The organism is Halobacterium zhouii (assembly GCF_021249405.1).
In the GTDB taxonomy this organism is placed as follows: Archaea; Halobacteriota; Halobacteria; order Halobacteriales; family Halobacteriaceae; genus Halobacterium; species Halobacterium zhouii.
Genome location: NZ_CP089593.1, coordinates 593548 through 619896, shown reverse-complemented (window position 1 = coordinate 619896; position 26349 = coordinate 593548). Strand labels below are relative to the sequence as shown.

Genomic DNA, 26349 nt, shown 5'->3' with positions numbered 1-26349 from the left:
GATTACCGACAAGAATAATCTACACCACAACAATTATCTTCTCGCATCGTAATCGGGGAGTATGAGCGCGACTGCCATCGAAGGTGAGACGGTCGAAGCGCTGCGGGACCTGCCGCCGAGCGCGAAACTCGTCGCGAAGGTACTGGAGTACAACGAGACCCTCACGCAGAGCGAGCTCGCGGAGGAAACGCTGCTCCCCTCACGGACCGTTCGCTACGCACTCACGCGCCTCGAAGAACAGGACGTCGTCGAATCCCGGTTCTCGTTCACCGACGCGCGAAAGCGTCTCTACACGCTCTCCTGAGCCGAATCCTCGCGCCGCTCCCGGACTCTCTTCCCGTTCTCGCGTCGCCACGGCTCTTCGCCCTCTCCCGCGTCACTCCCCCCGAAGCGCCGAACCTTTATCCGCCGTGCCGCTACCAATTCGTAGCAATGGCTCGCGTCATCCATACGGGGGACACCCATCTCGGCTACCGCCAGTACCACTCCTCCGTGCGCCGTCAGGACTTCCTCGAGGCGTTCCGCAGCGTCGTCGAGGATGCCATCGAGGCGGACGTGGACGCCGTCGTTCACGCGGGCGACCTCTACCACGACCGCCGCCCCGGCCTCCGCGACATCCTCGGCACCATCGACGTGCTCGAACCCCTCCGAGACGCCGACATCCCCTTCCTCGCTATCGTCGGCAATCACGAGGGGACACGGGACGCACAGTGGCTCGACCTCTTCGAGACCCTCGATCTCGCCGAACGCCTGGATTTCTCGGGTCGCCGCGTCGAGGACACCGTCTTCTACGGACTCGACTACGTGCCCGAATCGAAGCGCCCCGAACTCGACTACGAGTTCGACCCACCCGGAGCGAACAGCGCCGACGACGCCGACCACGCAGCACTCGTCTCCCACGGCCTGTTCACGCCGTTCGCGCACGCCAACTGGGACCTGGACGCGGTACTCCAGGAGTCGAACGTCGACTTCGACGCCGTGCTGCTCGGTGACAACCACGCCGCCGACACTGCACAGGTCGAGGACACGTGGGTGACGTACTGCGGGTCGACAGAACGCGCGAGCGCGAGCGAACGGGACGCTCGCGGCTACAACATCGTGGAGTTTACGAACGACGTTGGCATCTCCCGAAAGGGCCTGGACACCCGTGAGTTCGTCTTCGTTGACGTCGAACTCGGGCCGGAGGACGGCGCCGGGTTCGTGCGCGAACGCATCCGCGAGCACGACGTCGAGGACGCCGTCGTCATCGTCACTGTCGAGGGCGAGGGCGAGAACGTTACGCCCGCGGACGTGGAAACGTTCGGGGACGAGCAGGGCGCGCTCATCACGCGCGTCAACGACCGCCGGGACGTCGACACCGAGACGGACGTCGAGGTGTCCTTCGCCGACCCCGACGACGCAGTGCGCGAACGCGTCCGCGAGATGGGGTTGAGCGGGGCGGGCCTCGACGTCGACGACACGGTGCGTGACCTCGATGTTGCGGACTCGAACGTCCGAGAACGCGTGAAACAGCGCGTCGAGGCCGTCGTCGACGGTGACGACGGTGTAAGCGAGGACGACCAAGCAGTTACTGCCGAAGACGAGACGAACGACGAAGCAGCTACTGCCGAGGCTGGGACAGACGAGGCCGGAGCGGATGCAGGCGACGGGTCGGCTACGGACCAGGACGGACACGAGACGGAATCCGCGCAGACGACAACCATGGAGGAGTTCCAGTGAGATTCACCAGAGTCGACATACGCAACTTCAAATGCTTCGAGGACGCCGACCTGCGCCTCGACAGCGGCGTCACGGTCATCCACGGCCTCAACGGCAGCGGCAAGTCGAGCCTGCTCGAGGCGTGTTTCTTCGCGCTGTACGGCGCGACGGCCCTCGACCGAACGCTCGAGGACGTGGTGACCATCGGCGCCGAAGAGGCCGAGATCGACCTCTGGTTCAGCCACGCGGGCGGCGACTACCACGTCCACCGGCGCGTGCGGAACACGGGCGACCGGCCGACGACGGCTGATTGCACCCTGGAGACGCCGACCGGGACCATCGACGGCGTGAACGACGTGGAGGCCCACGTCGTCGAACTGCTCCGGATGGACGCGGAGGCGTTCGTGAACTGCGCGTACGTCAGGCAGGGCGAGGTGAACAAGCTCATCAACGCCTCCCCGAGCACCCGCCAGGACATGCTCGACGACCTCCTGCAGCTCGGGAAACTAGAGGACTATCGACAGCGCGCGGGCGAGGCCCGACTCGGCGTGGAGGACGTGAAGGGGAGCATCGAGGGGCGACTCGACCAGCTCGAGGACCAGATCGAGGCGAAGGAAGCCGAGGACCCCCACGAGACGCTGGCCGCGCTCGAATCCCAGTTGAACGGCGTCGCCGACGACATCGAGAACTACGAGGACCAACGCGAGAACGCGAAGGAGACCCTGGACGCCGCCGAGGACGTGCTCGAACGCCACGAGGAGAAACGCGAGGAACTCGAGTCGGTGACCGAGACCATCGCGGACGTCCGCGAGGCCATCGCGGAGGCCGAGTCCCAGCGCGAGACGCTCGCGGAGCGGGCGTCCGAGCGCCGGGAGCGAGCGGGCGAACTCGGGGAGCGCGCCGCGGAACTGCTCGCCGAAACGGAACTCGAGGCGGCCGATGCGGACGCTGTCGACCAGGACGCGGTGGACGCGAAACGCGACGAACTGGCCGACGAGCGCGAGGACGTGACCGAACGCGTCTCCGACGTCGCCCCCGAGGTGTCGAGGCTCTCGACGGAGGCCGAGAACGCGGCCGACCGCGCCGAGGAACTCGAGGCGCGCGCGGACGCGCTCCGCGAAGAGGCCGACGAACTCGAGGGGACGGCGAACGACGCCGAATCCGAGCGTGAGGAAGCGGTCGAGCGCATCGAGGAACTGGACGCAGCCATCGAGGACGCGAAGGCCACCTTCGAGGACGCTCCGGTCGCGTTCGGGAACGCGGAGGGCCACGTCGAAGCCCTCGAGGACGACCTCGAGGACGCCCGCGAGCGGAAGAGCGAGGTGCGGGCGGACCTCCAGTCCGCGACGGACCGCGTCGAGGAGGCCGAGGAGCTGCTCGACGCCGGGAAGTGCCCGGAATGCGGACAACCCGTGGACGGGTCGCCCCACGTCGACGGGGTCGAGGAGTACCGCGAGCGCGTAGCGGACCTGGAGGACGACCTCGAGGACGCCGAGGAGAACGTCGAGGAACTCGCCGAGCGCGTCGAGGAGGCGGAGGAACTCGAGGACGCCGAGCGGGAGGTCGCGGACCTCGAACGAAAGCGGGAGTTGGCCGCAGAGCGCCGGGATGACCGCGAGCAGGCCGCCGCTGACGCGCGCGAGGATGCCGACGAGAAGCGCGAGGACGCCGACGAACTCGAGGACGACGCCGAGGACGCGCGCGAAGATGCCGACGAGAAGCGCGAGGACGCCGACGAAAAGCGCGAGGAACTCGGCGAGTTGAACGCCCGGCAGGGCGACCTGAAGGAGCGGATCGATCGACTCGCAGATCTCGCTGACGTGCTCGACGAGCGCGACGAAGAGGATTCGGAGGCCGAGCGCCTCACCGAGAAGCGCGCGGACCTCGCGGACCGAAACGACGAGCGCCGCGAGCGCCTCACCGACCTCAGGGAGCGAAAGCAGGGCCTCGAGTCCGAGTTCGACGAGGACCGGGTCGAGCAGGCCCGCGACGAGAAGGAGCGCGCCGAGGACTACCTCGAACAGGTCGAACCGGCACTCGAGGAACTCCGCGAGGAGCGCGACGACCTGCAGAGCCGGATCGGCGCGGCCGAGAACACCATCGAGGCCCTCGAGGAACTGCGCGAGGACCGCGACGCGGTCGCGGCGAAACTCGAGGACCTGGAGGCCGTCCACGAGGAGGTCACGGACCTCGAGTCGATGTACGGCGACCTGCGCGCGGAGTTGCGCCAGCAGAACGTGGCGAAACTCGAGCGACTACTGAACGAGACGTTCGACCTGGTGTACCAGAATGACTCGTACGCGCGCATCGAGCTCTCCGGCGAGTACGAGTTGACGGTGTACCAGAAGGACGGCGAGGCCCTGGAACCCGACCAGCTCTCGGGCGGCGAGCGCGCGCTGTTCAACCTCAGCCTGCGGTGTGCCATCTACCGTCTGCTCGCGGAGGGTATCGAGGGCGACGCGCCGATGCCGCCGCTCATCCTCGACGAGCCGACGGTGTTCCTGGACTCCGGCCACGTCTCCCAGCTGGTGGAGCTGGTGGATTCGATGCGCCGGATGGGCGTCGAGCAGATTGTCGTGGTGAGCCACGACGAGGAGCTGGTGGACGCCGCCGACGAGCTGGTGCGCGTGGAGAAGGACGCGACGTCGAACCGGTCGCGTGTCGTACAGGACGCGGCGGAAGTGCTCGCAGACTGACGCGGCCTGTTCGCAAGTGGTGTTGCCCTGTCCACCTCGTCAGTCCCGGAGCGCGCCGATGCCCGACTCGCCGGCGTCGGTGAGCCGGTAGCCGCGTTCGCCGTGGACGTCGGTCTCCTCGACGAGTTCCGCCGCCCGGAACTCCGTGAGCGCGCCCACCAGATCGCTCTCGCAGGTCTCGAACCGGGCGACGAGTGAGCGCGCGGGGAGCGGGCCGTCGTCGGCGAGCGCGACGAGCACGCCGAGGTGCCAGTCGGCGTGACACGCGCGGACGACCGCGCGGGCGTCTTCCGGGATGGCGGTCGCGAGCGCGTCGAGCGGTGCCGTGCCGCCGGCGGGTTCGAGGGAGTCGGTCGGTAGGTGGCGCTCCTCACCGGTGGCGGGGTCGCGGACGAGCGTACTGTCGGCGCTCTCCTTCAGGACGACGTAGACGGTGTCGTCGTCGCGGACGGTGCGCATGTGTGCGTGCAGTTGGTGCGCGGCGTTAGGCCTTCCGGGAGCACAGTGATTGGTCAGTCCCGAGTGATGGTACGGTAGCGGTAGTAGCCGTAGCCGAAGAGGATCACGCCGGCAGCGACGCCGGTCAGACCGTCGTTCCACCGGCCACGGAACGCAGCGAGCATCAGACCGACGCTGAGTGCGAGCAGGGCGACGTTGAACACGACGACGAGAAACCAGAACTGGCGTCTGAGCTGTGGGTCGGCGTTCGAGCCGTCGGGGACGTCGACCGACGGCGCGAGCGCTTGCTCCGCGTCGGTCTGTTCGTCCTCGAACAGCGTCTCCTCTAACGGGTCGTCGTCCACTGGTGAGAATCGGCGGGGGTGGTGGAAAAGCGTTCCTTCTCAGAGGGCGTCGCCCAGCGACATCGCGTTCGTCGCCTTGAGCCACGCGAGCGGATTCTGGGCGTCGTACAGTACGACGCCATCCGCTGTCTCGTAGGACTCCACGTCGTCTCGGGCGTCGTCGCCCTCGGGGAGCTGTGGGACGTCGTTCCGGCTGTGCTCGTCTCCCGCTGCGTGGTCTGTCACGTCTGTCACCTCGAAATGTGCTACGGAGTAACAAGGTAAAAGCCTTCTCCCCCTGGCAGGATTCGAGGGCTGGCATGCTGTTCCGTCGGGGAGTCGCGTGTAGAACGCCTCGAAAGCACCGGCTGTCTCGACGCTGGCGGACGACGTAAGCACCGCAGCCGAAGGCGAGGAGCGCAGCGAGGCCCCCGAATCGAGACGGCCGCCCCTTTCAGTCCTCCCGTGGGCTGGTTGCCAAGCCGGCAGGAGGTGGGACTGAAAGGGGCTTTCGAGGTACTGATATTCTCGACACCTTCGAAACCCACTCTGGTCGAGACGTGGACAAGCAGTTTTTAGGCAGACGGCGCGAAATCATCGGCAATGGAAGACACGGACCTCTCCCAGTTCATGCACGACGGCGAGGGGGCGTCCGGCGAGGGCGAACCCGGTGGGGACACCGTGCGCGCCGAGGCCGCGGCGGTCGCCGGCGACGCCGACCCCGTCGTGAACGAGATCGTGAACGCGGAGGCCGACGCGCTCCCGGACGTCGACGGCGAAGCCGAACTGATGGTGACGCAGGTCGACTACACCGTCGAGGGGAGCGGCGACCGGGAGCGCCCGGTGCTACACGTGTTCGGTCGCACCCCCGACAACGAAGCAGAGCACGTTCGCGTCCACGGCTTCAGGCCATATTTCTACGCGCCGACCGCGACGCTCTCCGAGGACGACCTCGCGGACGACGTCATCACCGGCAGCGAGGAGACCGACGACGACGGCGAGCGCTACGAATCCATCCGGGGCGAACCGCTCACGAAGATCTTCGGGCGGACGCCGCGGGACGTCGGGAACATCCGCGACCAGTTCGACCACTACGAGGCGGACATCCTGTTCCCGAACCGCCTGCTCATCGACAAGGACATCACGAGCGGCGTCGCCGTTCCCGAGCGCCGCGCCGAGGACGGTGCGCTGTACGTCCACCACGACGAAGTCGAGGCCCGCGACGTGCCCGCGAACCTCCGCGTGAACACGTTCGACATCGAGGTCGACGACCGCTCCGGGTTCCCCGAGGAGGGCGAGGAGCCGGTCATCTGTCTCACGAGCCACGACTCCTACCGCGACGAGTACCTCGCGTGGCTGTACGAGGCGCCCGAAGCGACCACTGGAAGCCCGGACGCCCTCGACGACTACGACTTCCTCGACGAGAGCGCCGACGTGGACGTGCGGACGTTCGAGACCGAGGAGGCGATGCACGCGGCGTTCCTCGACTACATCGAGGAGACCGACCCGGACGTCATGACGGGGTGGAACTTCGACGACTTCGACGCGCCGTACTACATCGACCGGCTCGACGAACTGAATCCCGGAACGCGCGAGAACCTCGACTCCGACCGGCTCTCCCGGGTCGACGAAGTGTGGACGTCCGGCTGGGGCGGTCCGAACGTGAAAGGGCGGGTCGTCTTCGACCTGCTGTACGCCTACCAGCGCACGCAGCGTTCGGAACTCGACTCCTACCGCCTGGACGCGGTCGGCGAGGTCGAGTTGGGCGTCGGGAAGGAGCGCTACGCGGGCGACATCGGCGACCTCTGGGAGAACGACCCCGAGCGCCTCCTGGAGTACAACGTGCGCGACGTGGAGCTCTGCGTGGAGATCGACGACAAGCAGAACATCGTGCCGTTCTGGGACGAGGCCCGGAAACTCGTCGGCTGCAAGCTAGAGGACGCCACGACGCCCGGGGACGCGGTGGACATGTTCGTCCTGCACAAGGCCTACGGGGAGTTCGTGCTCCCCTCGAAGGGCCAGCAGGACACCGAGGAGTTCGAGGGCGGCGCCGTCTTCGACCCTATCACGGGCGTCAAGGAGAACGTCTCCGTGCTCGACCTGAAGAGTCTCTACCCGATGTCGATGGTGACCATCAACGCGTCGCCGGAGACGAAAGTCGACCCCGAGGAGTACGACGGGGAGACCTACCGCACGCCGACGGGCGTCCACTTCCGGAAGGAGCCCGACGGCATCATCCGGGAGATGGTCGACGAGTTGCTCACGGAGCGCGAGGAGAAGAAGGAACTCCGCGACGACCACGACCCCGAATCCGAGGACTACGGCCGCTACGACCGCCAGCAGGCCGCGGTGAAGGTCATCATGAACAGCCTCTACGGTGTGTTCGGGTGGGACCGCTTCCGCCTCTACGACCGCGCGATGAGCGCGGGCGTCACGTCCACGAACCGCGAGGTCATCTCGTTCACCGAACAGGCCGCCAACGACATGGGCTACGAGGTGGCCTACGGCGACACCGACTCAGTCATGTTGGAACTTGGACAAGACCTGTCCACGGAAGAAGCCATCGAGCAGTCCTTCGACATCGAGGACCACATCAACGAGGCGTACGACGGGTTCGCGAGCGAGGAACTCAACGCCGAGGACCACCGCTTCCAGATCGAGTTCGAGAAGCTCTACCGCCGGTTCTTCCAGGCGGGGAAGAAGAAGCGCTACGCCGGGCACATCGTCTGGAAGGAGGGCAAGGACGTCGACGACGTGGACATCACGGGCTTCGAGTACCAGCGCTCGGACATCGCGCCCATCACGAAGGAGGTCCAGAAGGAGGTCATCGAACTCGTCGTGAAGGAGGGCGACGTGGACGGCGTCGAGGAGTACGTCCACGAGGTCATCGAGGAGTTCCGCGCGGGGAAGGTGAGCCTCGACGACATCGGCATTCCGGGCGGCATCGGGAAGCGCCTCGACAACTACGACACGGACACCGCCCACGTCCGCGGCGCGAAGTACGCGAACCTCCTGCTCGGCACGAACTTCCAGCGCGGGTCGAAACCCAAGCGCATCTACCTCGCGAAGGTCCACCCCGAGTTCTTCGAACAGGTGGAGGCAGAGCGCGGCCTCGACCCGCACGCAGACGTGCTGTACGCGGAGTTCAAACGCGATCCGGACGTCATCTGTTACGACTACGCCGACCAGATTCCGGACGCCTTCGAGGTGGACTACGACGTGATGCTGGACAAGACGCTGAAAGGCCCCATCGAGCGCATCCTCGCGGCCCTGGACGTCTCCTGGAACGAGGTCAAGAACGGGCAGACCCAGACCGGCCTGGGGAGTTTCACGTAGCACTCGGCGTCGTCGCCCGCGGATGACGGTGGCGGAGACGATGGCGAGAATGGTCTAGTGGCGAAAACGGCCGAAAACGTCGAGTTCACCGACAGGTCGTCGGCGAATCGCCGACAAATCACCAGCCAGCGAACCCGCCGGCCGTTTACATTTCGGAAACTGTTTTTTCGTATTCGAGAATCCGATGCCGGTAAATGCGTAACCGTTATGGGCGCGACACGCTTTCTTCAACACGACTGAGGCAATGGCTACGCTCGAACTCAAAAACGTCCACGCGACGGTAACAGAAGCAGACGAGAAGATCCTGAACGGCGTCGACCTCGAGATCCCCTCGGGCGAGATCCACGCCCTGATGGGACCGAACGGCTCCGGGAAGTCGACCACCTCGAAGATCATCGCAGGCCACCCGGCCTACGAGGTCACGGAGGGCGAGGTGCTCCTCCACCTCGAAGACAGCGACTTTGGTGACGTCGACATCCCCGAGGACGCCCGTACGTGGGACCTCCTCGACCTGGAACCGAACGAGCGCGCCGCGCTCGGCATCTACCTCGGCTTCCAGTATCCCGCCGAAATCGAGGGCGTCACACTCGTCAACTTCCTCCGCACCGCGCTCAACGCGAAACTCGACGAGCGCGAGGAACTCCTCTTCGGCGAGGACGAGGACGGCGAGGAAGACGAGGACTCGGGCTACGAGACCTCCCCGATGGAGGGCCCCGCCGACGAGGGCGAGATCGGTGTCGCTGAGTTCCAGGAACTACTCTCCGAGAAGATGGAACTCCTCGACATGGACGAATCGTTCGCCCAGCGCTACCTCAACGCCGGCTTCTCCGGCGGCGAGAAGAAGCAAAACGAGGTCCTCCAGGCCGCCATCCTCGAACCGAGCATCGCCGTGCTCGACGAGATCGACTCCGGACTGGACATCGACCGCCTACAGGACGTCGCGAAGGGCATTAACGCGCTCCGCGACGAACAGGACACCGGCATCCTGCAGATCACACACTACCAGCGCATCCTCGACTACGTCGAACCCGACCGCGTCCACATCATGCTCGACGGCGAAGTCGTCATGGAGGGTGACGCTGAGCTCGCCCAGAAGCTCGAGGACAAGGGGTACGACTGGGTCCGAGACCAGGTCTACGAGACCGCGTAAACCACGATTATGAGTTCAGACGAACACCTACAAGACACAGACACAGAAGCTCGATTCGAGTTCAAGAAGGAGGAGAACTCCGCCTTCGAATCCGGAAAGGGCCTCAACGAGGAGACCATCCGACTCATCTCCGAGGACAAGGACGAGCCCGACTGGATGCTCGAGCGGCGCCTTCGCGCGCTCGAGCAGTACAAGCAGATGCCGATGCCGACGGACTGGCCCGGCCAGCCCGACCTCTCGGAACTCGACGTCGAGGAGATCATCCCGTACATCCGCCCGGACGTCGACAAGCGCTCCGGCGCGGACGACTGGGACGACCTCCCGGACGAGATCCAGGACACGTTCGAACAGCTGGGCATCCCCGAGGCCGAGCGCGAAGCGCTCTCCGGCGTCGGCGCCCAGTACGAGTCCGAGGTCGTCTACCAGAACATGCAGGAGCGCTGGGAGGAGAAGGGCGTCATCTTCTGCAACATGGACGAGGCCGTCCAGGAGTACCCGGAACTCGTCAAGGAGCACTTCATGACGAGTTGCGTGCCGCCCAGCGACAACAAGTTCGCCGCGCTCCACGGCGCAGTGTGGTCCGGCGGCTCGTTCGTCTACGTCCCCGAGGACGTGACGGTGAACATGCCCGTGCAGGCGTACTTCCGCATGAACTCGGAAGGCATGGGCCAGTTCGAGCACACGCTCATCATCGCCGAACCCGGCAGCGAGGTCCACTACATCGAGGGCTGTTCCGCGCCGAAGTACGGCACCCACAACCTCCACAGCGGGGGCGTCGAGGTGTTCGTCGGCGAGGACGCGCACGTGCAGTACTCGACCGTGCAGAACTGGTCGAAGAACACGTTCAACCTCAACACGAAGCGCGCCATCGCCGAAGAGAACGCCACGATGGAGTGGGTTTCGGGCAGCATGGGTTCGAAGGCGACGATGCTCTACCCGAGCACCATCCTGAAGGGCCGGAACGCGACGGACAACCACATCACCATCGCGTTCGCGGGCGAAGGCCAGGACATCGACACCGGCGCGAAGGTGTACCACAACGCACCGGAGACGAAGTCCACCATCGAGTCCAAATCCATCGCGAAGGACGGCGGCCGCACGAACTACCGCGGCCTCGTCCACATCGCGGACGGCGCGGAGAACTCCTCCACGAGCGTGGAGTGTGACGCGCTGATGTTCGACAACGAATCCACCAGCGACACCATGCCGTACATGGAGATCAACGAGTCGAAGGTGGACGTCGCCCACGAGGCGACCGTCGGGAAGATCGGGGACGAGGACGTGTTCTACCTCCAGTCCCGCGGTCTCGACGACGACGACGCAAAACAGATGATCGTCGCTGGCTTCATCGAGCCCATCACGGAGGAACTACCCATCGAGTACGCGGTCGAACTCAACCGCCTCATCGAACTCGAGATGGAGGGGAGCCTCGGATAACATGAGCACGCAGCTTCACAACGACGTTTCCGAAGAGACGGTACGCACGCTCGCCGAGGAGCGAGACGAACCCGAGTGGCTCCTCCAGGCGCGACTGGACGCACTCGACGCACTCGACGAGCTCGACTATCCGAGCGTCATCCAGACGCCCGGCCGCAAATGGACGAACCTGGAGGACCTCGACTTCGACGCGCTCGTCGACCCGCTCTCCCAGACCGAGGACAAAGACCAGGTCGGCCCCGAGGACGCGCGCGTCGAGTCGTTCCACGACGCGCTCGACGACGACGAACTCGCGCCGCTCGTCGAGGAGCGCTTCGGGAGCGTCGTCGACCCTCAGGAGAACCGCCTCACCGCGCTCTCCACGGCGCTGTTCACGACCGGCACGGTCGTCTACGTGCCCGCGAGCGTCGACGCCGAGGACGTGACGATTCGGACGTCGATGAATTCGCGGTCGCTGTTCAACTACACGCTCGTCGTCACTGAGAAGAACGCTTCCGTGACGATTCTGGAGCGCCAGGACAGCGGCGAATCGGTCGAAGGCGAACGGTATTACAGCGGCATCGTCGAGGTGGACGCGGGCGAGAACTCCTACGTCCAGTACGGCAGCCTGCAGGACTTCGACCAGCAGACGTACAACTACACCGTGAAACGCGGCGACGCCGACACGTACGCCACGGTGAACTGGATCGAGGGCAACCTCGGCAGTCGCCTAACGAAGACCGGCGTCTCCACTGAACTCAACGGCAACGGCTCGGAGACGAAGATCGTCGGCGCCTTCTTCGGCCACGACGACCAGCACTTCGACCTCGACGCGAAGGTCTGGCACCGCGCCGAACACACCACCGCCGACCTCGTCACGCGCGGCGTCATCGACGACGAGGCGCGCTCGGTGTACGAGGGCGTCCAGGACGTCGGCAGCGGCGCCTGGGACACCTCCTCGTACCAGCGCGAGAACACGCTGATGTTGAGCGACGAGAGCGAGGCCGACGCCTCCCCGAAGCTCATCATCAACAACCACGACACGGAGGCCTCTCACTCCGCGACGGTCGGCCAGATCGACCAGGAGGACCTCTTCTACATGCAGAATCGCGCGGTGCCCGAGCAGGCCGCGACGAACATGCTCGTCGAGGGCTTTTTCGTCCCCGTCCTCGAGGAGGTCGAGGTCGACGAACTCCGCGACGACTTAGAGCAGCGAATCTACGAGCGCCTCCACTGACCACGCGAACGCGGCCACCGTACGGTGGTCGCGCTCGCCGTGTTCGCTCTCCGCCGGAGGGAACCGTTTAAGTCCGACTCTGCCCGAGTGTTCTACAGAATGAGTACTGAATCGCGGGGGTGGCCGCCGTGAGTTCCGTCGAATCGGTGATTCGACGACCTCACAGCAACATCTGGTGGTCGCTGTGAGCGTTCCCGGACCACGGGTGCAACAGGCTCACGAACCCACGAGGTGGGGAGCGTGAGCGTCTCCGCTCGCGTGGACTCCGACGGCCAGCTCGCGCGACTCCTCCAGATCGGCGTCGTCCTAGAGGAGGTGGTGGAGGCCCGCGCCCACCGGAACTACCAGACGCTCCCGGAGCGCGAGCGCGACGACGCCATCGAGGAACTGCTCTCGGAGGCTAGCGAGGAGTCCGCCGAGCACCGTCGGCTCCTCGAAGCGCTCATCGACGACCTGGACGCCAAGAGCATCCCTTTCGACGAGGTGAAGTCCCTCGTCGCGGAGAGCTACGGGCAGACGGGCCCGGAGGACTTCGACGGCGTGCTGTACGACCAGCTCCACGGCGAGGAGACCGCGTACAAGTTCTACGACGACCTCATCCAGGCCGTCGAGGCGAGCGACGCGGAGTTCGGCGTGGACCGCGAGGAACTGTTCGACACCCTTCGGTTCATCCGCGACGAGGAGGCGGAGGGCGTCGAGGAAGTCACGGAGCTGATGGGGGACCACTCATGAGTGCGTTCGACTGGAGGGATCTGATTTGAACACTGTCAGAGCGAGCTCTGACGGGCTCACGCTCGATCACAGAGGTGACCTCGCGTGAACACCGCCGACCAGTATCTGAAGACGATATTCCTCGTTCAGCAGTTACACGACGAGCCGGCGGCGACCGGTGAGCTCGCGGACCGACTCGGCGTAAGTCCCGCGAGCGTCAACGAGATGGTCGGAAAGCTCGAAGAGCGCGGCCTCGTCGAACACGAGAAGTACAAGGGCGCGAGCGTCACCGAGGAGGGCGAGCAGCGAGCCAGTGACGCTCTCCAGACGTACTGCATCCTCGAGCGCTTCCTCACGAACGTCCTCGAAGTGGAGGACTTCCGCGAGGAGGCGCGGCAACTCGAACCCGTCATCGACGAGACGGTCGCCCAACGCCTCGACATGATCATCGACCGCGAGCCTCAGTGTCCGGACTGCTTCGACGCCGAAGCCGACGCGTGCAGTCTGCTCGCGGAGGAGCGCGTCGAAGCCGACGACTGACCCGGGAATCGCACTACTCAAGTGACGGCCCTGTGTACTCCTTGTTGCGACCGGAGTCCCGTGGTGGTGAGTAAACGCGAAGCGTTTACGAGCCTCAGGGGGCTTCGAACGAAGTGAGAAGTCCCGTGGTGTAGTGGCCAATCATATGGGCCTTTGGACCGGTTCGGGTTTGCGTACCGGGAAGTCAGCCTATGACGGCGGTTCGAATCCGCCCGGGACTACTTCTGCTGCGAGCGAACGTGACGAGCAAGTGGGCTGCAGACACGATTCTGCGAGACTGCGGAGTAGCATGACCGAGAGGTTGCGCCGCGTGTCGCCACTTACTGGCGGCCATCCTGTCGATTGACCTATCGACTCGCGCGTCGTCAGTTGGCCCGGGATGCGTACTCGCCACCGCAGCGTGCTGGTTGTGGTCTGCGTCGTGGTGCTCGCGGGAGGTGTGGTCGGGTTGGAGGATGGAGGTGGGGCATCACCCGACGCGACGACGCGACCACTCGACACCCCGGGAGCGTCTCCGGAGGACGTGCAATCGGCGTCCGTTGCAACCGCGAACGGAACGCTGACGGTCCACTTCATCAACGTCGGACAGGGCGCCAGCGCGCTGGTCATCGGGCCGACGAACGAGACGATGCTCGTCGGCTCCGGCGACTGGACCGACGACGGCGAACGCGTCATCTCCTACCTCGAGGGTCACGGCGTCGAGCGCATCGATCACCTCGTGACGACACACGCCGACGCAGACCGCGTCGGTGGGCACGCCGCCGTCATCGACCACTTCGAGACCGAGGGCGAAGGCGTCGGTGCGGTGTACGATCCGGGTCTCGTAGCGAGTTCGCGAACCTACCAGGAGTACCTCGACGAGGTCGAGGAACACGACGTGACGCTGTACGAGACCCAGGCAGGCGACCAGATACCGTTCGAGGGTGTGCGAACGCGGGTCCTCTCGCCACCCGAGCGGCGCCTCGCGAACGGCGACCGGAACGAGAACAGCCTGGTGCTCGGACTCGGCTTCGGACGGGCGAGTTTCCTGCTCCCTGGAGACGTCGAGTCGGCCGGCGAGCGCCATCTGGTCGGAGGGAACGTCTCGGTCCTCAACGCGACGGTGCTGAGCGTCCCGCATCACGGGAGCCGTTCGAGTTCGGGCAGCGAGTTCCTGAACGCCGTGCAGCCCAGAATCGCCGTGATTTCGAGCGCGTACGATTCCGAGTACGGCCACCCTCACCGGGAGGTGCTCGAACGGCTGGCCGAGCGGTCGGTGCGGACGTACTGGACGGCGACACACGGCGACATTCGCATGGTGACGAACGGTTCTGCGGTCGTGGTAGCGACGCAGCGAGACGCACCGACCGACCCGCTTGCGCTCCGGAACGCGACGATGATACAGGCAGGTGATAGCCCTGGTATCGAGAATCGCACCGTGGTACGGCTGGGTGAAGCGACCCAGTCGCAGGTCGTTCCTTCCTCCGGAGCGCCGGCCACGACGACGACGCCGGGAACCGCGACGACACCGGAAACCGCGACCACGTCGGGAACTACGACGACGGCTACGGGAACGACACCGAAAACCGCGACGACGCCAGCCACGGCGATGCGCACCTTGACGACAACTGCTACAGGCCGGCCGGGCACGAGCAGTGGTCTGGCGGTCGTGACAGTTCACGAGGACGCGAGTGGCGACGAGTACGACAACCTGGACGACGAGTACGTGGTCTTCGAGAACGCGGGCGACCAGCCACTCGACCTCTCCGAGTGGACCGTCGTCGACGAGGCGGGCCACACCTACGTCTTCCCAAGTGGGGTTACGCTCGACCCGGGCGAACAGGTCACGCTCCGGACCGGGGTCGGAACAGACACCGCGACGGATCTGTACTGGGGGTCGGACGCGCCCGTCTGGAACAACGGCGGTGACACGGTTACCGTGCGGAACGACGACGGAGCGACCGTCACCGAGGAGGCGTACTGATGACGATGGATGGAACGTACACGACAGTCGTCGACCGGTTCGAGGGTGAGCGAGCGGTGCTATTGCTCGAAGACCAGGACGAGACAGCGGGAGAGATGGTCGTCGACCAGGAGCAACTTCCCGAGACGAGCCGGCACGTAGACGCGGTTGTGACAGTCGAAGTGGCGGACGGGGAGGTGGTCGATGCGACGTACGAGAAACGAGAGACCGAAGACAGGAGCGAACGGGCTCAGCGCCGATTCGACGAGTTGTCGCGGCGGCCACCGTCGCCGGAAGACGAGTCCGACTCGTCCTGAGATTCGGCGTTCTCGGTGCCAGAGTCGGGAGACTGCCGTTCGATTGGATGGCTGCCCGACCTCACTGGCAGTCGTCTGTGAACGCCAGGTCCAGATACGGTCGTACGGATTCGATGGCGTCTAGCGCGCGGACCGTCTCCTGGTCGACGTCGTAGCGAACGAGGCCGCCGTCGACCAGTTTCGGGAGTTGGGTGTGGTGGAGGTCGGTGAGGATGCGTTCGTAGTGGTCGTACGTCGGGTTGTCCTCACGGACGGCGAGCTGTTCGGCGAGTTCCCCGAGAGACACGGCGCCGGTGTGCTGACAGAGGTAGTGGAGGATGGCTCGACGCCGGTCGTCCGCGAGGAGCGGGAAGATGTCCGTGGCGGCGAGGTCGTCAGTCTGCGAACTATGCGACAGTTCGGCGGGAGTCTTCGTCGTCATACAGATTTCACCGATACTCGACCTACGGTCGTCGCCAACTCTCTCGTCGACTGCAACTTCAGCAGAGTACGTGTAGTAGTCCAGACGATTCGGCATAAGTGAACCGCCCACGAACTCACCAGAACCTACCGTCGTTCCGCGTTACTCTTCGAGAAGGTCGGGTTGATAGGACGTGGCTTCCTCCGAGTAGGATTTCGCTATCGTGACCGTCCAGTTGGGGGCGTCAGCGACAGGGACGGTGATGTCCCACGTCCCTTCGAGTGGGACGCCATCGGTGAACGAATTCAGAACGAGTTGTTCGAGCGTGCGCGCGAACGCGGCAACTTTGTCGCCGGTTTCCGGGATGTCGGGGTTCGAGTCCATGGCGGTAGGGGACGCTGTACGAGAGCAACGCTCGTCTGTCAGCCGTCTACCGTCTGGAACGAGGTGCGAGGTATAAACAGCCGTCGCCGGCGTGAGCGTATCCCCGGTACCGCCGGACCGAGTGCTCGGGTGTCGTCGCTCAGCGGAACCCGGTGCTCGGTCGCTGGTCAGTTCTCGATAGTCGGTTCGTCGACGCGGTCGAACTCTTCGCGGAGTCGGTCGTAGCTCCGGTCGACGTCGTCGGCCTTGTTCTTGGCGTTCGAGATGTGGCGGTAGAGGGTGTTCCACTCGTCCTCGACGTCGTCGAAGCGTTCGCCGAGTTCCTCGAGTCGGTCGAGGACGTCTTCGGCCTGCTCGGAGAGTTTCTGGGCGTGGACGTCGGCCTTGATGAGTTCGAGTTTGTGGCCGAACGTGAGCGGAGAGACGACCTGGACGCCGCGTTTGGTGAACTCCCGGAGGAGGTCGTACTCCTCGGTGATGAGGTGGTAGTAGACGCTCTCGGAGGGGATGAACGCGAACGCGAAGTCCGTGGTGCCCTGCGTGGGACGGACGTAGTCGGCAGCGATCTTCTGGAGTTGGCGTTCGACGTCGTCGCGGAACGCGCGGCGGTACTGGTCACGTTCGTGGTCGCTGTCGGCGTCGAGGTACTGCTCGTAGTTGTCGAGGGGGAACTTCGAGTCGATGCAGATGAGGCCGCCGGCGGACTGGATGTGCGCGTCCGGGGTCTTGCCGTCGACGACCTGCTCACGGGTGCCGTACATTCCCGGGGGGAGGTGGTCGTCGAGGAGGACCTCGAGTTGCTGTTCGCCGAACTCGCCGCGCTCCTGTGGGGTGCGGAGCATGCGCGCGATGTCGCCGTGGAACTCCTGGATATCGTCGGCGTGGTTCTCGAGGTCGTGGGCGATCCTGTCGATGTCCATCTCGCGCCAGGTCTGGGTGATGGCGGCCGAGAGTTTGTCGGAGTCGACGCCGCCGCGCGTGCGGACGGTGGCGTGGACGCGCCACACCATCGCGAGCGTGCCGACGGCGACCGCGAGGATGGCGGCGGACAGGAGCGTGTCGTTTACCGGCATACTGGGTTCTGGGGACGTGCCGACAAGATACTTTTCGAGTGGTGACCGGCGGGGACCGAAACAGCGACCAGTTCGTGTTCCAAGGTATCGTTGGCCAGGCAGTTACGGAGGCGGGTGGAGTAGCCCCGGGTGGAACACTCCGGTCGTGGCACCCAGGACGGTCGAGTTCGACGTCGAGGACGCGAGAGAAGGGGCCGCGAGCATCGAGCGTCGGGTGTGGGCAGGGCATACAGCAGACGGTTGTTCGTTCAGGACCTAGTGGCGCGGGCCTCGCGAACGTCGTTGCCGTCGCGTACCATGTCCGGACAGTCGGGGCAGATACGAGGGGACTCGACGCCCGGTGGGGCGAAGACGCGGACGTAGTCCGGCGTCACGAACGACCCGCAGTTCTGGCATTCGGGCATCTCAGTTGGTGCCACACCCACTCGCCATATATACTTTGTGTGAATTATCTCGGAGTGAATGAAACCCCGCGAGGCGAATGAAACACCGTGGAGTACAGTGCACAGGCTGGCGGCCGAACGAATGACCTAACCGTCCCTACCACCCTCTGTCGGGTATGACAGGCGCGCTGGACTCGCTTCCGGACCGGCCGCTCCGCCAGCAGGAGGTCACGGCGCTCAACCACGCCGACGCGTTCACGCTCGTCGTTCCCGTCGACCGCGAGGAGGCCGTCGAGGCCGACACTCGGGAACCGGTCGTCATCACTGAACGACTCGTACTCGGCACCGACGACTGGGTTCGCGGCCTGGTGTACGACGATGGGTGGCGGACCGTCGAGACTGTGCCGATCGAAGACCCGGACGAGGAACGGTTCGACGCGATGCGGGTGTGTGAGTCCGCAGTCGCCGAACACTGACCGCTGACGGGAGTGGACTGCTCGTCCAACCACGTGGTCTGCAAAAGGCTAAAGAGCGAAACAGGCCTTCGTATAGATAATGACACAGTCACCGTCCCGCAGAACGGAGGTGAGACCGTGGGCGTCGAGATAGCGGAGTCCCCAGTGTCGGACGCGGAGTTCGACGAGATGGCCGCATTCGTCCGCGACTTCCTCTCCGCGAGCGTGGAGAACGAGGAGGACGGCGGCCGCATGCGGTGGTACCCGTGGCACTCCTCCGAGTACCGCTTCAACCACATCATGAACGTCGTCGACCTCGCGGAACGAATCGCCATCGAGGAGGGCGCGAACGAGGACGTGGTCCGCGTCGCCGCGCTGTTCCACGACATCGCGAAACTCGAGGCCGACCAGGAGGTCCACGCGGAGGAGGGCGCGCGCATCGCCCGGAAGTACCTCGAGACGCACGGCGACTTCGCGCCGTCGTTCGTCGACCAGGTTGGTCGCGCAATCGAGACCCACTCCTACCAGGGCGACCTCACGGATCTCGCGCTCGAGACGCAGGTGCTCATCGAGGCCGACATGCTGGACAAAGCCGGGGCGAACGGCGTCGCGCTGATGCTCCTTCGGATGGGGTACGAGGCGCGCACGCACGTCGACGCCTCGAAGATGGTCGGACGAGTGGTCGACCGGAGCGTCGACGCCGCCGAGCGCGTCGAGAGCGACACCGCAGAATCCATCGCGCACCAGCGCCTCAAACGCGCGCGGTGGTTCCGCGAGTGGCTCGACGACGAGGTCCCGGGGATGCAGGACTAACCCACGACCGCGGTTCGCAGGAAGACGACGCCGAACACCGCCAGCACCGCCGCGCTCGCGTACGAGACCGCAGTGCCGAGCGCGTCGACCCGGTCGCCGGCCGCTCTGAGCGCCGCCGGGAACAGCGTTATCCAGAGGAAGATACCAGCGAAGAAGCCGACGACAGTGAGCGCGCCGTTCGCCGCGGCGAGCGAGACGCCGAACGCCGAGACGGAACTCGGGTTCAGGAGGCCGACGCCAACTGTCACCCACCACGTCACCTGATAGGGGTTTGCGATGGCGAGCGCGAACGCCTTCCGGAAGCCGTGGCCGTCGGCTGCCTCGGCGTCGGAAAAGGAGCGGGCGTCCCGGAGCGCGCCGTGTGCGTAGTACAGCATCAGTAGCCCGCCGACACCCACCATCACGGCCTCGACCGTTGGCGCGTTCTCGAGGAACGCGACGACGCCTGCGAGCGCGAGCACGAAGAAACAGGCGTCCGCGGCCATCGCACCGAGGCCCGCGGCGAACCCCGACGTCCAGCCCCGCGAAACGCTCTCCTCCGCGATGACGGCGTTCATCGGGCCGGGCGGCGCCGAAAGCGAGAGGCCGAGTACGGCGCCGGCGGCGAGTGAGACGGCGGCGGTGAACACGCCGAGAAGTGGCACCGAGTCGGTGAAAAGCCCGTCGCTACCGGCCAGTCGCGTACGCGACAACGACCGCGACCGCGAGCGCCAGGACGATGCCCGCGACGAGGCCGAAGTCGCCGATGACGCCGAACGCCGCGAGGCCGAACGCGAGGAAGACGATGCCCGCGGCAAGTTCGATGGCGCCCGTAGGGAGGCGGTTCTCGAGGTGGTCGCCGATGTACACGTCGACGCCCGTGCGGAGACCGAGCGCGGCGACGACGCCGACGAACACGAGGAGTCTGCTCTCCGGGAAGTGGGCGGCGAGCGCGATGGTGAGCGCCTGGGTCTTGTCGCCGAACTCCGCGACCCCGATGGCGAGGAAGGACGCGGCGACGGGGCCGCGGCCAGCGACCACGCGCTGGACGCGCTCTGAGAGCACGTCGTGGCCGCCGTCGGTGTCCGTGGGCCGCGGGCCGATCGGCCACGGCAGTTGCGTGACGCGCAACTGCTGGAGCGCCTCGCGGAGCGTGAGGAGCGCGAACCCGACGAACAGGCCGCCGGTGACCAGCGCCATCACGCCCGCCGGAAGCACGCTCGTTACCCACGCCCCGAACGCGACCTCGAGGGCGCTCCACGCGACGAACGCGCCCATCGCCCCGACGAACACCTTCTTGACGTCGTAGCGGGACGCGAGCGCGAGCACGACGAGTTGGCCCTTGTCGCCGAACGTGGCGAGCGTGTTCGCGAGGAACGAACCCAGAAGCGGCCCGAACGCGTCGTACCGATCGATGACGCCGCCGACGCCCCCAGCTGCGATCGAGTGAACGACGGTGGCAAGGGGTGTGGCGTAGCTACCGTACGCAGTGCCGACGGCGTCCGCGACGGCGACCACGTACGCGACCGCGAGTGCGCCGGGGACCGCCTCCATTCAGGAGGTCACCTCGGCGTTCACGGCCCGGACGCGGATGGTGGCGGCGACGTCGTCGGGGAGGTGGACTGTCTCGTCGCCGATCCGCACGACGACCACGCCGATGGGCGTGTGCTCGACGAGTTCGAGTTCGGTACCGGGTTCGACGCCGGATTCCGCGAGGTAGCGCAGTTCGTCGTCGTCGCGGTCGCTGACGCGCGCGACCACGACGCGGTCGCCCGCCTCGTGGTCGGAGAGCACGGTGGCGGTGTCGTCGTCGGGAATCTCGAGGTCCTCGCTGGGAATCGGGTCGCCGTGGGGGTCGACGCTGGGGTCGTCGAGTTTCTCGGCGAGGCGGCGCTCGAACTCCTCGCTGATGTGGTGTTCGAGCGTGTCGGCCTCCTCGTGAACGCGGTCCCACTCGTAGTCGAGGTGATCAGCTAAAAACGCCTCGAGGAGGCGGTGGTGGCGCAGCACCTCGACGGCGACGGTCTCGCCGTCGGGGGTGAGCTCCACGCCCTTGTACTTCTCCCGTTCTACGAGGCCGCGGTCGGCGAGTTTCTCCACCATGCTCGTGACGGTCGGTGGGGTCACACCGAGGTAGTCCGCGAGCGTGGACGTGCGGACGGGCGGCCCGTGCTCGCGCTGGAGCGCGTAAACCGCCTTCAGGTAGTCCTCCATCACGTCAGAGAGCATCTGTTGCCCGTTATTTGACGCGTCTAAAACTTAGGTTTGGCGGGTGAATCAGTGCACAGTTGCCGGTGGCGGGCAGGCGGCGGTCTACAGTCCCTTCCCCATCAGGTGCGAGCGCACCACGTCGGCGTCCTTGTTCGCGGTGCCCGTGTTCATCACGACGACCGTGTCGTCCTCGTCGAACTCGCCCTGCTGTGCGAGTTCCCACGCACCCGACGCGGCCGCCGCGGGCGTCGCGCCCATCTCGATGCCCTCGTGCTGGGCGACCAGCACCGCCGCGTCGAGGATGTCCTCGTCGCTCGTGGCGACCGCGCCGCCGCCGCTCTCCCGGAGCGCGTCGAGAATCAGGGGGCTGGCGCCCGGGTCCGGGATCTCGATGCCGCCACAGATGGTGTCCGGTGCGTCCCACGCCTCGTGGGTGTCTCTGTCCTCCTCGAACGCGCGCACCACCGGCGCGCAGCCCTCGGCCTGTGCGGCGTACATCGCGGGCAGGTCGTCGGTGAGCCCCAGGTCGCGGAACTCCTCGGCGGCCTTCTGCATCCCGACGAGGCCGACGCCGCCGCCGGTCGGGTAAACGACGCGGTCGGGAACTTCCCAGTCGAGTTGCTCGACGACTTCGTAGTACATCGTCTTCTTGCCCTCGTGGCGGTACGGCGTCTCGAACGTCTTCACGGAGTACCAGTCGTCGTGGTCGGCCATCGCGTCCTCGTAGGCCGCGCCCGCGTCGCCGATGCGCCCCTCGACGATGGTCATGTCGCCGCCGTGGACGTTCACCATCGCCTTGTTCGTGAACCCCGAGCGCGTCGGCAGGAAGACGTGGCTGTCGAGGCCCGCGCGACCCGCGTACGCCGACGCGGCCTGCCCCGCGTTGCCGGCGGAGGCAAGCGCCACGTCGCTCGCGCCGTGCTGGACCGCCGCGGTCACCGCGAGCGTCTGCCCGCGGTCCTTGAACGTGCCCGTCGGGTTCTGCCCCTCGTCCTTTATCAGCACGCGCTCGACGCCGAGTTCGTCGGCGAGACGCGGGCACTCCACGAGCGGCGTCGTGCCCTCGTGCATCGACACCGCCGAGTCACAGGTGAACGGGAGCAGTTCCTCGTAGCGCCACATCGACTCGAAGCGCCGTGATTCCAGGTCATCGCGGTCCAACTCGACCGAATCGTAGTCGTACGTCGGGTCGAGGATGCCCTCGCAGTCAGGGCAGCGGTGGGTCGCCGTCTCCGGGTCGAACGTCTCCCCGCAATCTACGCAGCGAAGGCCCTCGAAGGCCGGCGTCGTCTCCATGCGCCCGGGTTGGTGGTCCGGGAGAAAAGCCCTGTCCCTTCGAAACGGGCGGGGTGGGTCCGCCACTCGAACTCACAGGTGGCTGCGCAAATCCCCGAGGCGCGGGAACACGAGGGGGTCGTCGTCGCTCACGACGACGGGATGGAAGTCGTCCGGGTCGCGCAGGAGCGGGGAGAGCGACGACCCCGGAGTCAGGCCGTTCACGAGCGTGCCAGCGGCGAGACGGGAGAACGCCGGCAGCACGAGCGCGTCTGCGCTCTCGTACTCGCCCGGTCCGTAGAGAAAACACGGGTGTCGCTGGCCCTCGACGCGAATCGCCGGGTGTTCGTGGCCGACGACGAGTCGCTCGGCATCCGCAGTCGGCTCCTCGTGACCGTGACAGACCACGGTTCCGTCCGCGAGTTCGACCGCCGCGTCCACGTCGACGCCGAAGGAGTCGAGCATTGTGTCGTGGTTCCCGCGCGCCACGCGGAGGGACGCGCCTGCCTCCGCGACGGCGTCCACGAGCGCGCGAACCGTCGCCTCCGCGCCGTCCGGCAGACTCCCGTGGACGTGCAACACGTCGCCCGCGAACACCACCACCGACGGCGCGAACTCCCCGAGGAGCGCGTGCAGGCGCTCCGTGAGGTCCGCGCGCTCCCCCAGCGGGAGCGCCACGTTCGAGGCGGCGTCCCGTCCGACGTGGAAGTCCGCGAGCACCAGCGCGTCCGCGTCCGACAAGTAGACCGCTCGCTCCGCGAACGTCGCCCACGACGGCGGGTCGGTCACGACTCGCTCACGACTTCGGATGGGACGCGAACCGAGTTAGGTTCGGCGGTCGCACACCCCGCCGACCAGCCCACCGATGCAGTTGCTCGCCGATGCAGTTGCTCGCCGACCCGACTGCCCACCGATGCGGTTTTGACGCGCGCGTACGACGCCTCCCGTATGGTCGACGTCCTCGCGGACAAACGCAGCGCCACGCGGTTCCGGGTCCTCGTGGAGATCGCGGACCGCCAGCCCGCCGTCAGCCAGGGCGAAATCGCAGAGGCCGTCGGCGTCACCAGCCAGGCCGTCTCCGAGTACATCCGCGAACTCGTCGAGGACGGCCTCGTCACGAAGGAGGGGCGGTCGCGCTACCGCGTCACGAAAGAGGGCGTCGACTGGCTCCTGCGCACTGCTTCGAACGTACGTCGGTACGCCGACCGCGTCTCCGAGGACGTACTCGGCGGCGTGAACGAGGACGCCGCCATCGCCACCGACGACGTCGAGGCCGAGGACACGGTCTCCCTCGAGATGCGCGAGGGGCTGCTGCACGCGACTCCCGGCGACGTCGGGCCCGCGACCGGCATCGCGACGACGGACGCCGCCGCCGGCGAGGACGTCGGCGTCACGGGCTTCGAGGGCATCATCGACCTCGAACCCGGCGACGTCACTGTCTACCAGGTTCCCGCGGTGCGGTCGGGCGGGAGTCACGCGACCGACGCCGAGCGCCTCCGCAGTGCCACCGCGGACGCCGACCTCGTGGTCGCCGCGGGCGTCGAAGCCGTCGTCGCGCTCCGCCGCGCCGACCGCGAGCCAGCCGTGACGTTCGCCGCCGGGGAGGTCGCCGCCGACGCCGCGAGCCGCGGGCTGGACGTCGTGGTCGTCGCCGTCGCGGACGCCGTCGGCCGCGTCACCGACCCGCTTCGGGACGCCGGCGCGAACTACGAAGTGACGGACCTGGCGTAGCTACAGCAGAACGCTACTCACGACGTGCTCGCCTGCCGCGCCGCCGCGTACGCCTCCCGAACCCGTTCGAAGGTCTCCCGGTCGCCGCCGTGGTCGGGGTGGACGTCCTTCACTCGCTCCCTGTAGGCCGCCTTCACCTCGGACTCGCTCGCGGACCGCGGGAGCCCCAGCGTGTCGAACGCGCGCTCCACGCTGTCCGCGTCCGCCTCGTCGTCGCGCTCTCCGGATTCCTCGCCGAACAGTTCGCCGGGGTCGGGCGTCTCGAACGGCAGGCGGCCGCCGAGGTGTCGCCCCGGCATCTCGTGTTCCGCGAGCACGACGTGCGTCTTCGCGTTCCTGATGCGGAAGTACGCGGGCGCGTCGAACGTGATGGCGACGTCACGCCCTGGCAGGTAGAACGCGACGTGCGTCCCCGCGACGAAGTGCTCCTCCGCGAACGGTTCGTCGATTGCGCGCAGGTACTCCCGGATCTCCTGTCTGCGTTTCCACTCCCCGGACACTGACCCGGCCGGCGTGACCGGTTCCGTCGGGTACAGTCGCTCCCCGACGACGAACAGCGCCGCGACCACCACGGAGACCAGGCCCGCGATGACCAGTCCCAGTTCGAGCCAACCCGGGAACACACGTCGTGGTACGCAGTGGCGGGAAAAGAATCGTTCGCCGGTCGAGTCAGCCGAGGATACGACTGCCCTGTTTCTCTCTGTTGACCAACCGGCGTCCAGTGGACTGATCAGCCGGTCGCCTGGCGGACTTCCGAAGGGCGAGTGCGCTCCAGGAACCCGGGCGAAGGTGAGCCGAGCAACGCGAGGCGAACGTCGAGAGACGCAAAGGGTCTCTCGGAACAAGCACCGAAACGAGCGAAGCGAGTGAAGGCGCGCAGCGAGCCCCGGGACTGGAGCGCGCGAGGGCTTCGGGGATGTGGGAAGCAAGGGCTACCGCTGCGGAAGAAGGGAGAAGGGAGAAGACCGTCCGTTTCTAGCCGATGTAGCGCAGGTCGTCGTCGCTGCCGGGGCTCGGGCCTTCCTCCATCTCCTGGAGGCGGCCGACGACGTCCTCCATGTCCTCGGCGCGGTCGTCGAGGGCTTCCTCGTCCACCTCGAAGCCGAGCAGCGATTCGAGGACGCCGAGGACGGCCTTCGCGGCTTTCGGGTCGACGAGGTAGCCAGAGGTCTCGCCCATGAGGCAGGCGGCGTCGTGGCCGCGGCGGCCGCCGAGACCGAGCAGGAGGCCGCTCGAACCGACGATGCCGCCGGAGGGTTCCTCGCTGCGGAACTCGACGCCGGCGTCCTCGAGGCGGTCTTTCATGTCGGCGTCGGAGACGGCGCCGAGGACGTCGTGTTCCTCGACGAGTTCGCCCGTGGGGACGCCGCCGAGCGCGTACAGTTCAGTGGCGCCAAACTCCTCGGCGACGTCGAGGAACGACTCCGTGACCCGGTAGTGGCCGATGTTGTCCTGGGCCTGGTGGTTCCCGCTGAGCACGAGCAGGTCCCGGCCCTCCGTCTCGACGGCGTGGACGTCCGCGGCGGCGAGTTCCGCGACGCCGTCGTCGTCCACGGTCACCTGGGGCGGGAAGTGCTCGGTGTAGATCTGGCAGACGAGTTCGCTGTCCGCCTCCTCGACGACGTGTTCGGCGACGAGTTTTCCGACGTGCCCGACGCCCGGCAGTCCTTCGACGAACACGGGGTCCTCGAGTTCGGGCGTCGCCGCCCACTCGATGTCGATTTCGTCCATGCCTCTAGCGGCGGGAGCGCTCCTTAAGAGAGCGTCGGTCGCGCTCGTCTGCGAGCGCGCGTCGCAGTGCGCTGGAGGTGTTCGTGGAG

At 66.5% G+C, this 26349-nt stretch carries 28 protein-coding genes and 1 tRNA gene; 15 read left to right on the top strand and 14 right to left on the bottom strand.

Annotated elements, in window-relative coordinates:
- Positions 1 to 61: 61 nt before the first annotated feature.
- From LT970_RS03130 to rad50, 3 genes are all read left to right on the top strand, one after another.
- Positions 62 to 304 (top strand): MarR family transcriptional regulator, encoded by a 243-nt coding sequence (locus LT970_RS03130; protein WP_232687513.1) that lies wholly within the window; start codon positions 62 to 64, stop codon positions 302 to 304.
- 128 nt (positions 305 to 432) lie between these two features.
- On the top strand, positions 433 to 1719 hold the full coding sequence (mre11, locus tag LT970_RS03125; RefSeq protein WP_232687512.1) for a DNA double-strand break repair protein Mre11: 1287 nt from the start codon (positions 433 to 435) through the stop codon (positions 1717 to 1719).
- Positions 1716 to 4394 carry a DNA double-strand break repair ATPase Rad50 gene (rad50, locus tag LT970_RS03120; RefSeq protein WP_232687511.1) on the top strand — a complete coding sequence of 893 codons (2679 nt, stop codon included), beginning with the start codon at positions 1716 to 1718 and terminating at the stop codon, positions 4392 to 4394. The genes mre11 and rad50 overlap by 4 nt, the downstream gene beginning before the upstream one ends.
- A 39-nt stretch (positions 4395 to 4433) precedes the next feature.
- Here rad50 and LT970_RS03115 read toward each other — a convergent pair whose 3' ends face one another.
- From LT970_RS03115 to LT970_RS03105, 3 genes are read right to left on the bottom strand one after another with little or no spacing between them, the layout of a single operon-like run.
- Complete coding sequence (locus tag LT970_RS03115) at positions 4434 to 4853, bottom strand: DUF7346 family protein (protein WP_232687510.1); 420 nt, start codon at positions 4851 to 4853, stop codon at positions 4434 to 4436.
- Between the two features lie 53 nt (positions 4854 to 4906).
- Positions 4907 to 5197 carry a DUF7322 domain-containing protein gene (locus tag LT970_RS03110; RefSeq protein ID WP_232687509.1) on the bottom strand — a complete coding sequence of 97 codons (291 nt, stop codon included), beginning with the start codon at positions 5195 to 5197 and terminating at the stop codon, positions 4907 to 4909.
- 39 nt (positions 5198 to 5236) lie between these two features.
- Positions 5237 to 5431 (bottom strand): DUF7331 family protein, encoded by a 195-nt coding sequence (locus tag LT970_RS03105; protein WP_232687508.1) that lies wholly within the window; start codon positions 5429 to 5431, stop codon positions 5237 to 5239.
- A gap of 348 nt (positions 5432 to 5779) precedes the next feature.
- Here LT970_RS03105 and LT970_RS03100 point away from each other — a divergent pair, with 348 nt between their 5' ends.
- From LT970_RS03100 to LT970_RS03060, 9 genes are all read left to right on the top strand, one after another.
- Positions 5780 to 8512: a DNA-directed DNA polymerase gene (locus LT970_RS03100; RefSeq protein ID WP_432419603.1), complete on the top strand. Its 2733-nt coding sequence runs from the start codon at positions 5780 to 5782 to the stop codon at positions 8510 to 8512.
- Between the two features lie 244 nt (positions 8513 to 8756).
- Positions 8757 to 9662, top strand: coding sequence for an ABC transporter ATP-binding protein (locus LT970_RS03095; protein ID WP_232687507.1), 906 nt, complete (start codon positions 8757 to 8759; stop codon positions 9660 to 9662).
- A gap of 9 nt (positions 9663 to 9671) precedes the next feature.
- Positions 9672 to 11099: a Fe-S cluster assembly protein SufB gene (sufB, locus tag LT970_RS03090; RefSeq protein WP_232687506.1), complete on the top strand. Its 1428-nt coding sequence runs from the start codon at positions 9672 to 9674 to the stop codon at positions 11097 to 11099.
- 1 nt (position 11100) lies between these two features.
- Entirely contained in the window at positions 11101 to 12315 is a 1215-nt protein-coding gene (gene sufD / locus LT970_RS03085; protein ID WP_232687505.1) for a Fe-S cluster assembly protein SufD, read from the top strand.
- Positions 12316 to 12555: 240 nt separating this feature from the next.
- On the top strand, positions 12556 to 13047 hold the full coding sequence (locus LT970_RS03080) for a ferritin-like domain-containing protein (RefSeq protein ID WP_232687504.1): 492 nt from the start codon (positions 12556 to 12558) through the stop codon (positions 13045 to 13047).
- Between the two features lie 84 nt (positions 13048 to 13131).
- Complete coding sequence (locus LT970_RS03075) at positions 13132 to 13566, top strand: metal-dependent transcriptional regulator (RefSeq protein WP_232687503.1); 435 nt, start codon at positions 13132 to 13134, stop codon at positions 13564 to 13566.
- Between the two features lie 119 nt (positions 13567 to 13685).
- Positions 13686 to 13787, top strand: a tRNA-Gln gene (locus LT970_RS03070).
- Positions 13788 to 13945: 158 nt separating this feature from the next.
- Positions 13946 to 15529 (top strand): lamin tail domain-containing protein, encoded by a 1584-nt coding sequence (locus LT970_RS03065; RefSeq protein ID WP_232687502.1) that lies wholly within the window; start codon positions 13946 to 13948, stop codon positions 15527 to 15529.
- Positions 15529 to 15825 carry a DUF3006 domain-containing protein gene (locus tag LT970_RS03060; protein WP_232687501.1) on the top strand — a complete coding sequence of 99 codons (297 nt, stop codon included), beginning with the start codon at positions 15529 to 15531 and terminating at the stop codon, positions 15823 to 15825. The genes LT970_RS03065 and LT970_RS03060 overlap by 1 nt, the downstream gene beginning before the upstream one ends.
- A gap of 61 nt (positions 15826 to 15886) precedes the next feature.
- Here the strand turns inward: LT970_RS03060 and LT970_RS03055 are convergent, their stop codons facing one another.
- The 4 genes from LT970_RS03055 to LT970_RS03040 form a co-directional block, all read right to left on the bottom strand.
- Positions 15887 to 16246 carry a helix-turn-helix domain-containing protein gene (locus LT970_RS03055; protein ID WP_232687500.1) on the bottom strand — a complete coding sequence of 120 codons (360 nt, stop codon included), beginning with the start codon at positions 16244 to 16246 and terminating at the stop codon, positions 15887 to 15889.
- A gap of 141 nt (positions 16247 to 16387) precedes the next feature.
- Positions 16388 to 16609: a hypothetical protein gene (locus LT970_RS03050; protein ID WP_232687499.1), complete on the bottom strand. Its 222-nt coding sequence runs from the start codon at positions 16607 to 16609 to the stop codon at positions 16388 to 16390.
- A 167-nt stretch (positions 16610 to 16776) separates the two neighbouring features.
- Positions 16777 to 17682, bottom strand: coding sequence for a DNA recombination protein RmuC (rmuC, locus tag LT970_RS03045; protein ID WP_232687498.1), 906 nt, complete (start codon positions 17680 to 17682; stop codon positions 16777 to 16779).
- 248 nt (positions 17683 to 17930) lie between these two features.
- Positions 17931 to 18086 carry a DUF7563 family protein gene (locus tag LT970_RS03040; RefSeq protein WP_232687497.1) on the bottom strand — a complete coding sequence of 52 codons (156 nt, stop codon included), beginning with the start codon at positions 18084 to 18086 and terminating at the stop codon, positions 17931 to 17933.
- A 155-nt stretch (positions 18087 to 18241) separates the two neighbouring features.
- Here LT970_RS03040 and LT970_RS03035 point away from each other — a divergent pair, with 155 nt between their 5' ends.
- On the top strand, positions 18242 to 18541 hold the full coding sequence (locus tag LT970_RS03035) for a DUF7964 domain-containing protein (RefSeq protein ID WP_232687496.1): 300 nt from the start codon (positions 18242 to 18244) through the stop codon (positions 18539 to 18541).
- Positions 18542 to 18658: 117 nt separating this feature from the next.
- The gene (locus LT970_RS03030; RefSeq protein WP_232687495.1) at positions 18659 to 19333 is read left to right on the top strand and encodes an HD domain-containing protein; all 675 of its coding nucleotides are present in this window, start codon (positions 18659 to 18661) and stop codon (positions 19331 to 19333) included.
- On the opposite strand, the gene LT970_RS03025 is transcribed toward LT970_RS03030, so the two are convergent.
- The 5 genes from LT970_RS03025 to LT970_RS03005 all read right to left on the bottom strand — a co-directional run bounded on the left by LT970_RS03025 (position 19330) and on the right by LT970_RS03005 (position 23587).
- Positions 19330 to 19962 carry a LysE family translocator gene (locus tag LT970_RS03025; RefSeq protein ID WP_232687494.1) on the bottom strand — a complete coding sequence of 211 codons (633 nt, stop codon included), beginning with the start codon at positions 19960 to 19962 and terminating at the stop codon, positions 19330 to 19332. The two genes, LT970_RS03030 and LT970_RS03025, sit on opposite strands and share 4 nt — an antisense overlap.
- A gap of 37 nt (positions 19963 to 19999) precedes the next feature.
- Positions 20000 to 20866 carry a TMEM165/GDT1 family protein gene (locus LT970_RS03020; protein ID WP_232687493.1) on the bottom strand — a complete coding sequence of 289 codons (867 nt, stop codon included), beginning with the start codon at positions 20864 to 20866 and terminating at the stop codon, positions 20000 to 20002.
- Positions 20867 to 21541 carry a metal-dependent transcriptional regulator gene (locus tag LT970_RS03015; RefSeq protein WP_232687492.1) on the bottom strand — a complete coding sequence of 225 codons (675 nt, stop codon included), beginning with the start codon at positions 21539 to 21541 and terminating at the stop codon, positions 20867 to 20869.
- An 84-nt stretch (positions 21542 to 21625) separates the two neighbouring features.
- The gene (locus LT970_RS03010) at positions 21626 to 22819 is read right to left on the bottom strand and encodes a threonine synthase (RefSeq protein ID WP_232687491.1); all 1194 of its coding nucleotides are present in this window, start codon (positions 22817 to 22819) and stop codon (positions 21626 to 21628) included.
- A gap of 72 nt (positions 22820 to 22891) precedes the next feature.
- Positions 22892 to 23587 (bottom strand): metallophosphoesterase, encoded by a 696-nt coding sequence (locus LT970_RS03005; RefSeq protein WP_232687490.1) that lies wholly within the window; start codon positions 23585 to 23587, stop codon positions 22892 to 22894.
- A gap of 159 nt (positions 23588 to 23746) precedes the next feature.
- Between LT970_RS03005 and LT970_RS03000 the strand changes: the two genes are divergently transcribed.
- Positions 23747 to 24529: a DUF7839 domain-containing protein gene (locus LT970_RS03000; protein ID WP_232687489.1), complete on the top strand. Its 783-nt coding sequence runs from the start codon at positions 23747 to 23749 to the stop codon at positions 24527 to 24529.
- Positions 24530 to 24546: 17 nt separating this feature from the next.
- On the opposite strand, the gene LT970_RS02995 is transcribed toward LT970_RS03000, so the two are convergent.
- Positions 24547 to 25152, bottom strand: coding sequence for a J domain-containing protein (locus LT970_RS02995; RefSeq protein WP_232687488.1), 606 nt, complete (start codon positions 25150 to 25152; stop codon positions 24547 to 24549).
- A gap of 352 nt (positions 25153 to 25504) precedes the next feature.
- Complete coding sequence (locus tag LT970_RS02990; protein WP_232687487.1) at positions 25505 to 26260, bottom strand: proteasome assembly chaperone family protein; 756 nt, start codon at positions 26258 to 26260, stop codon at positions 25505 to 25507.
- Positions 26261 to 26349: the final 89 nt, after the last annotated feature.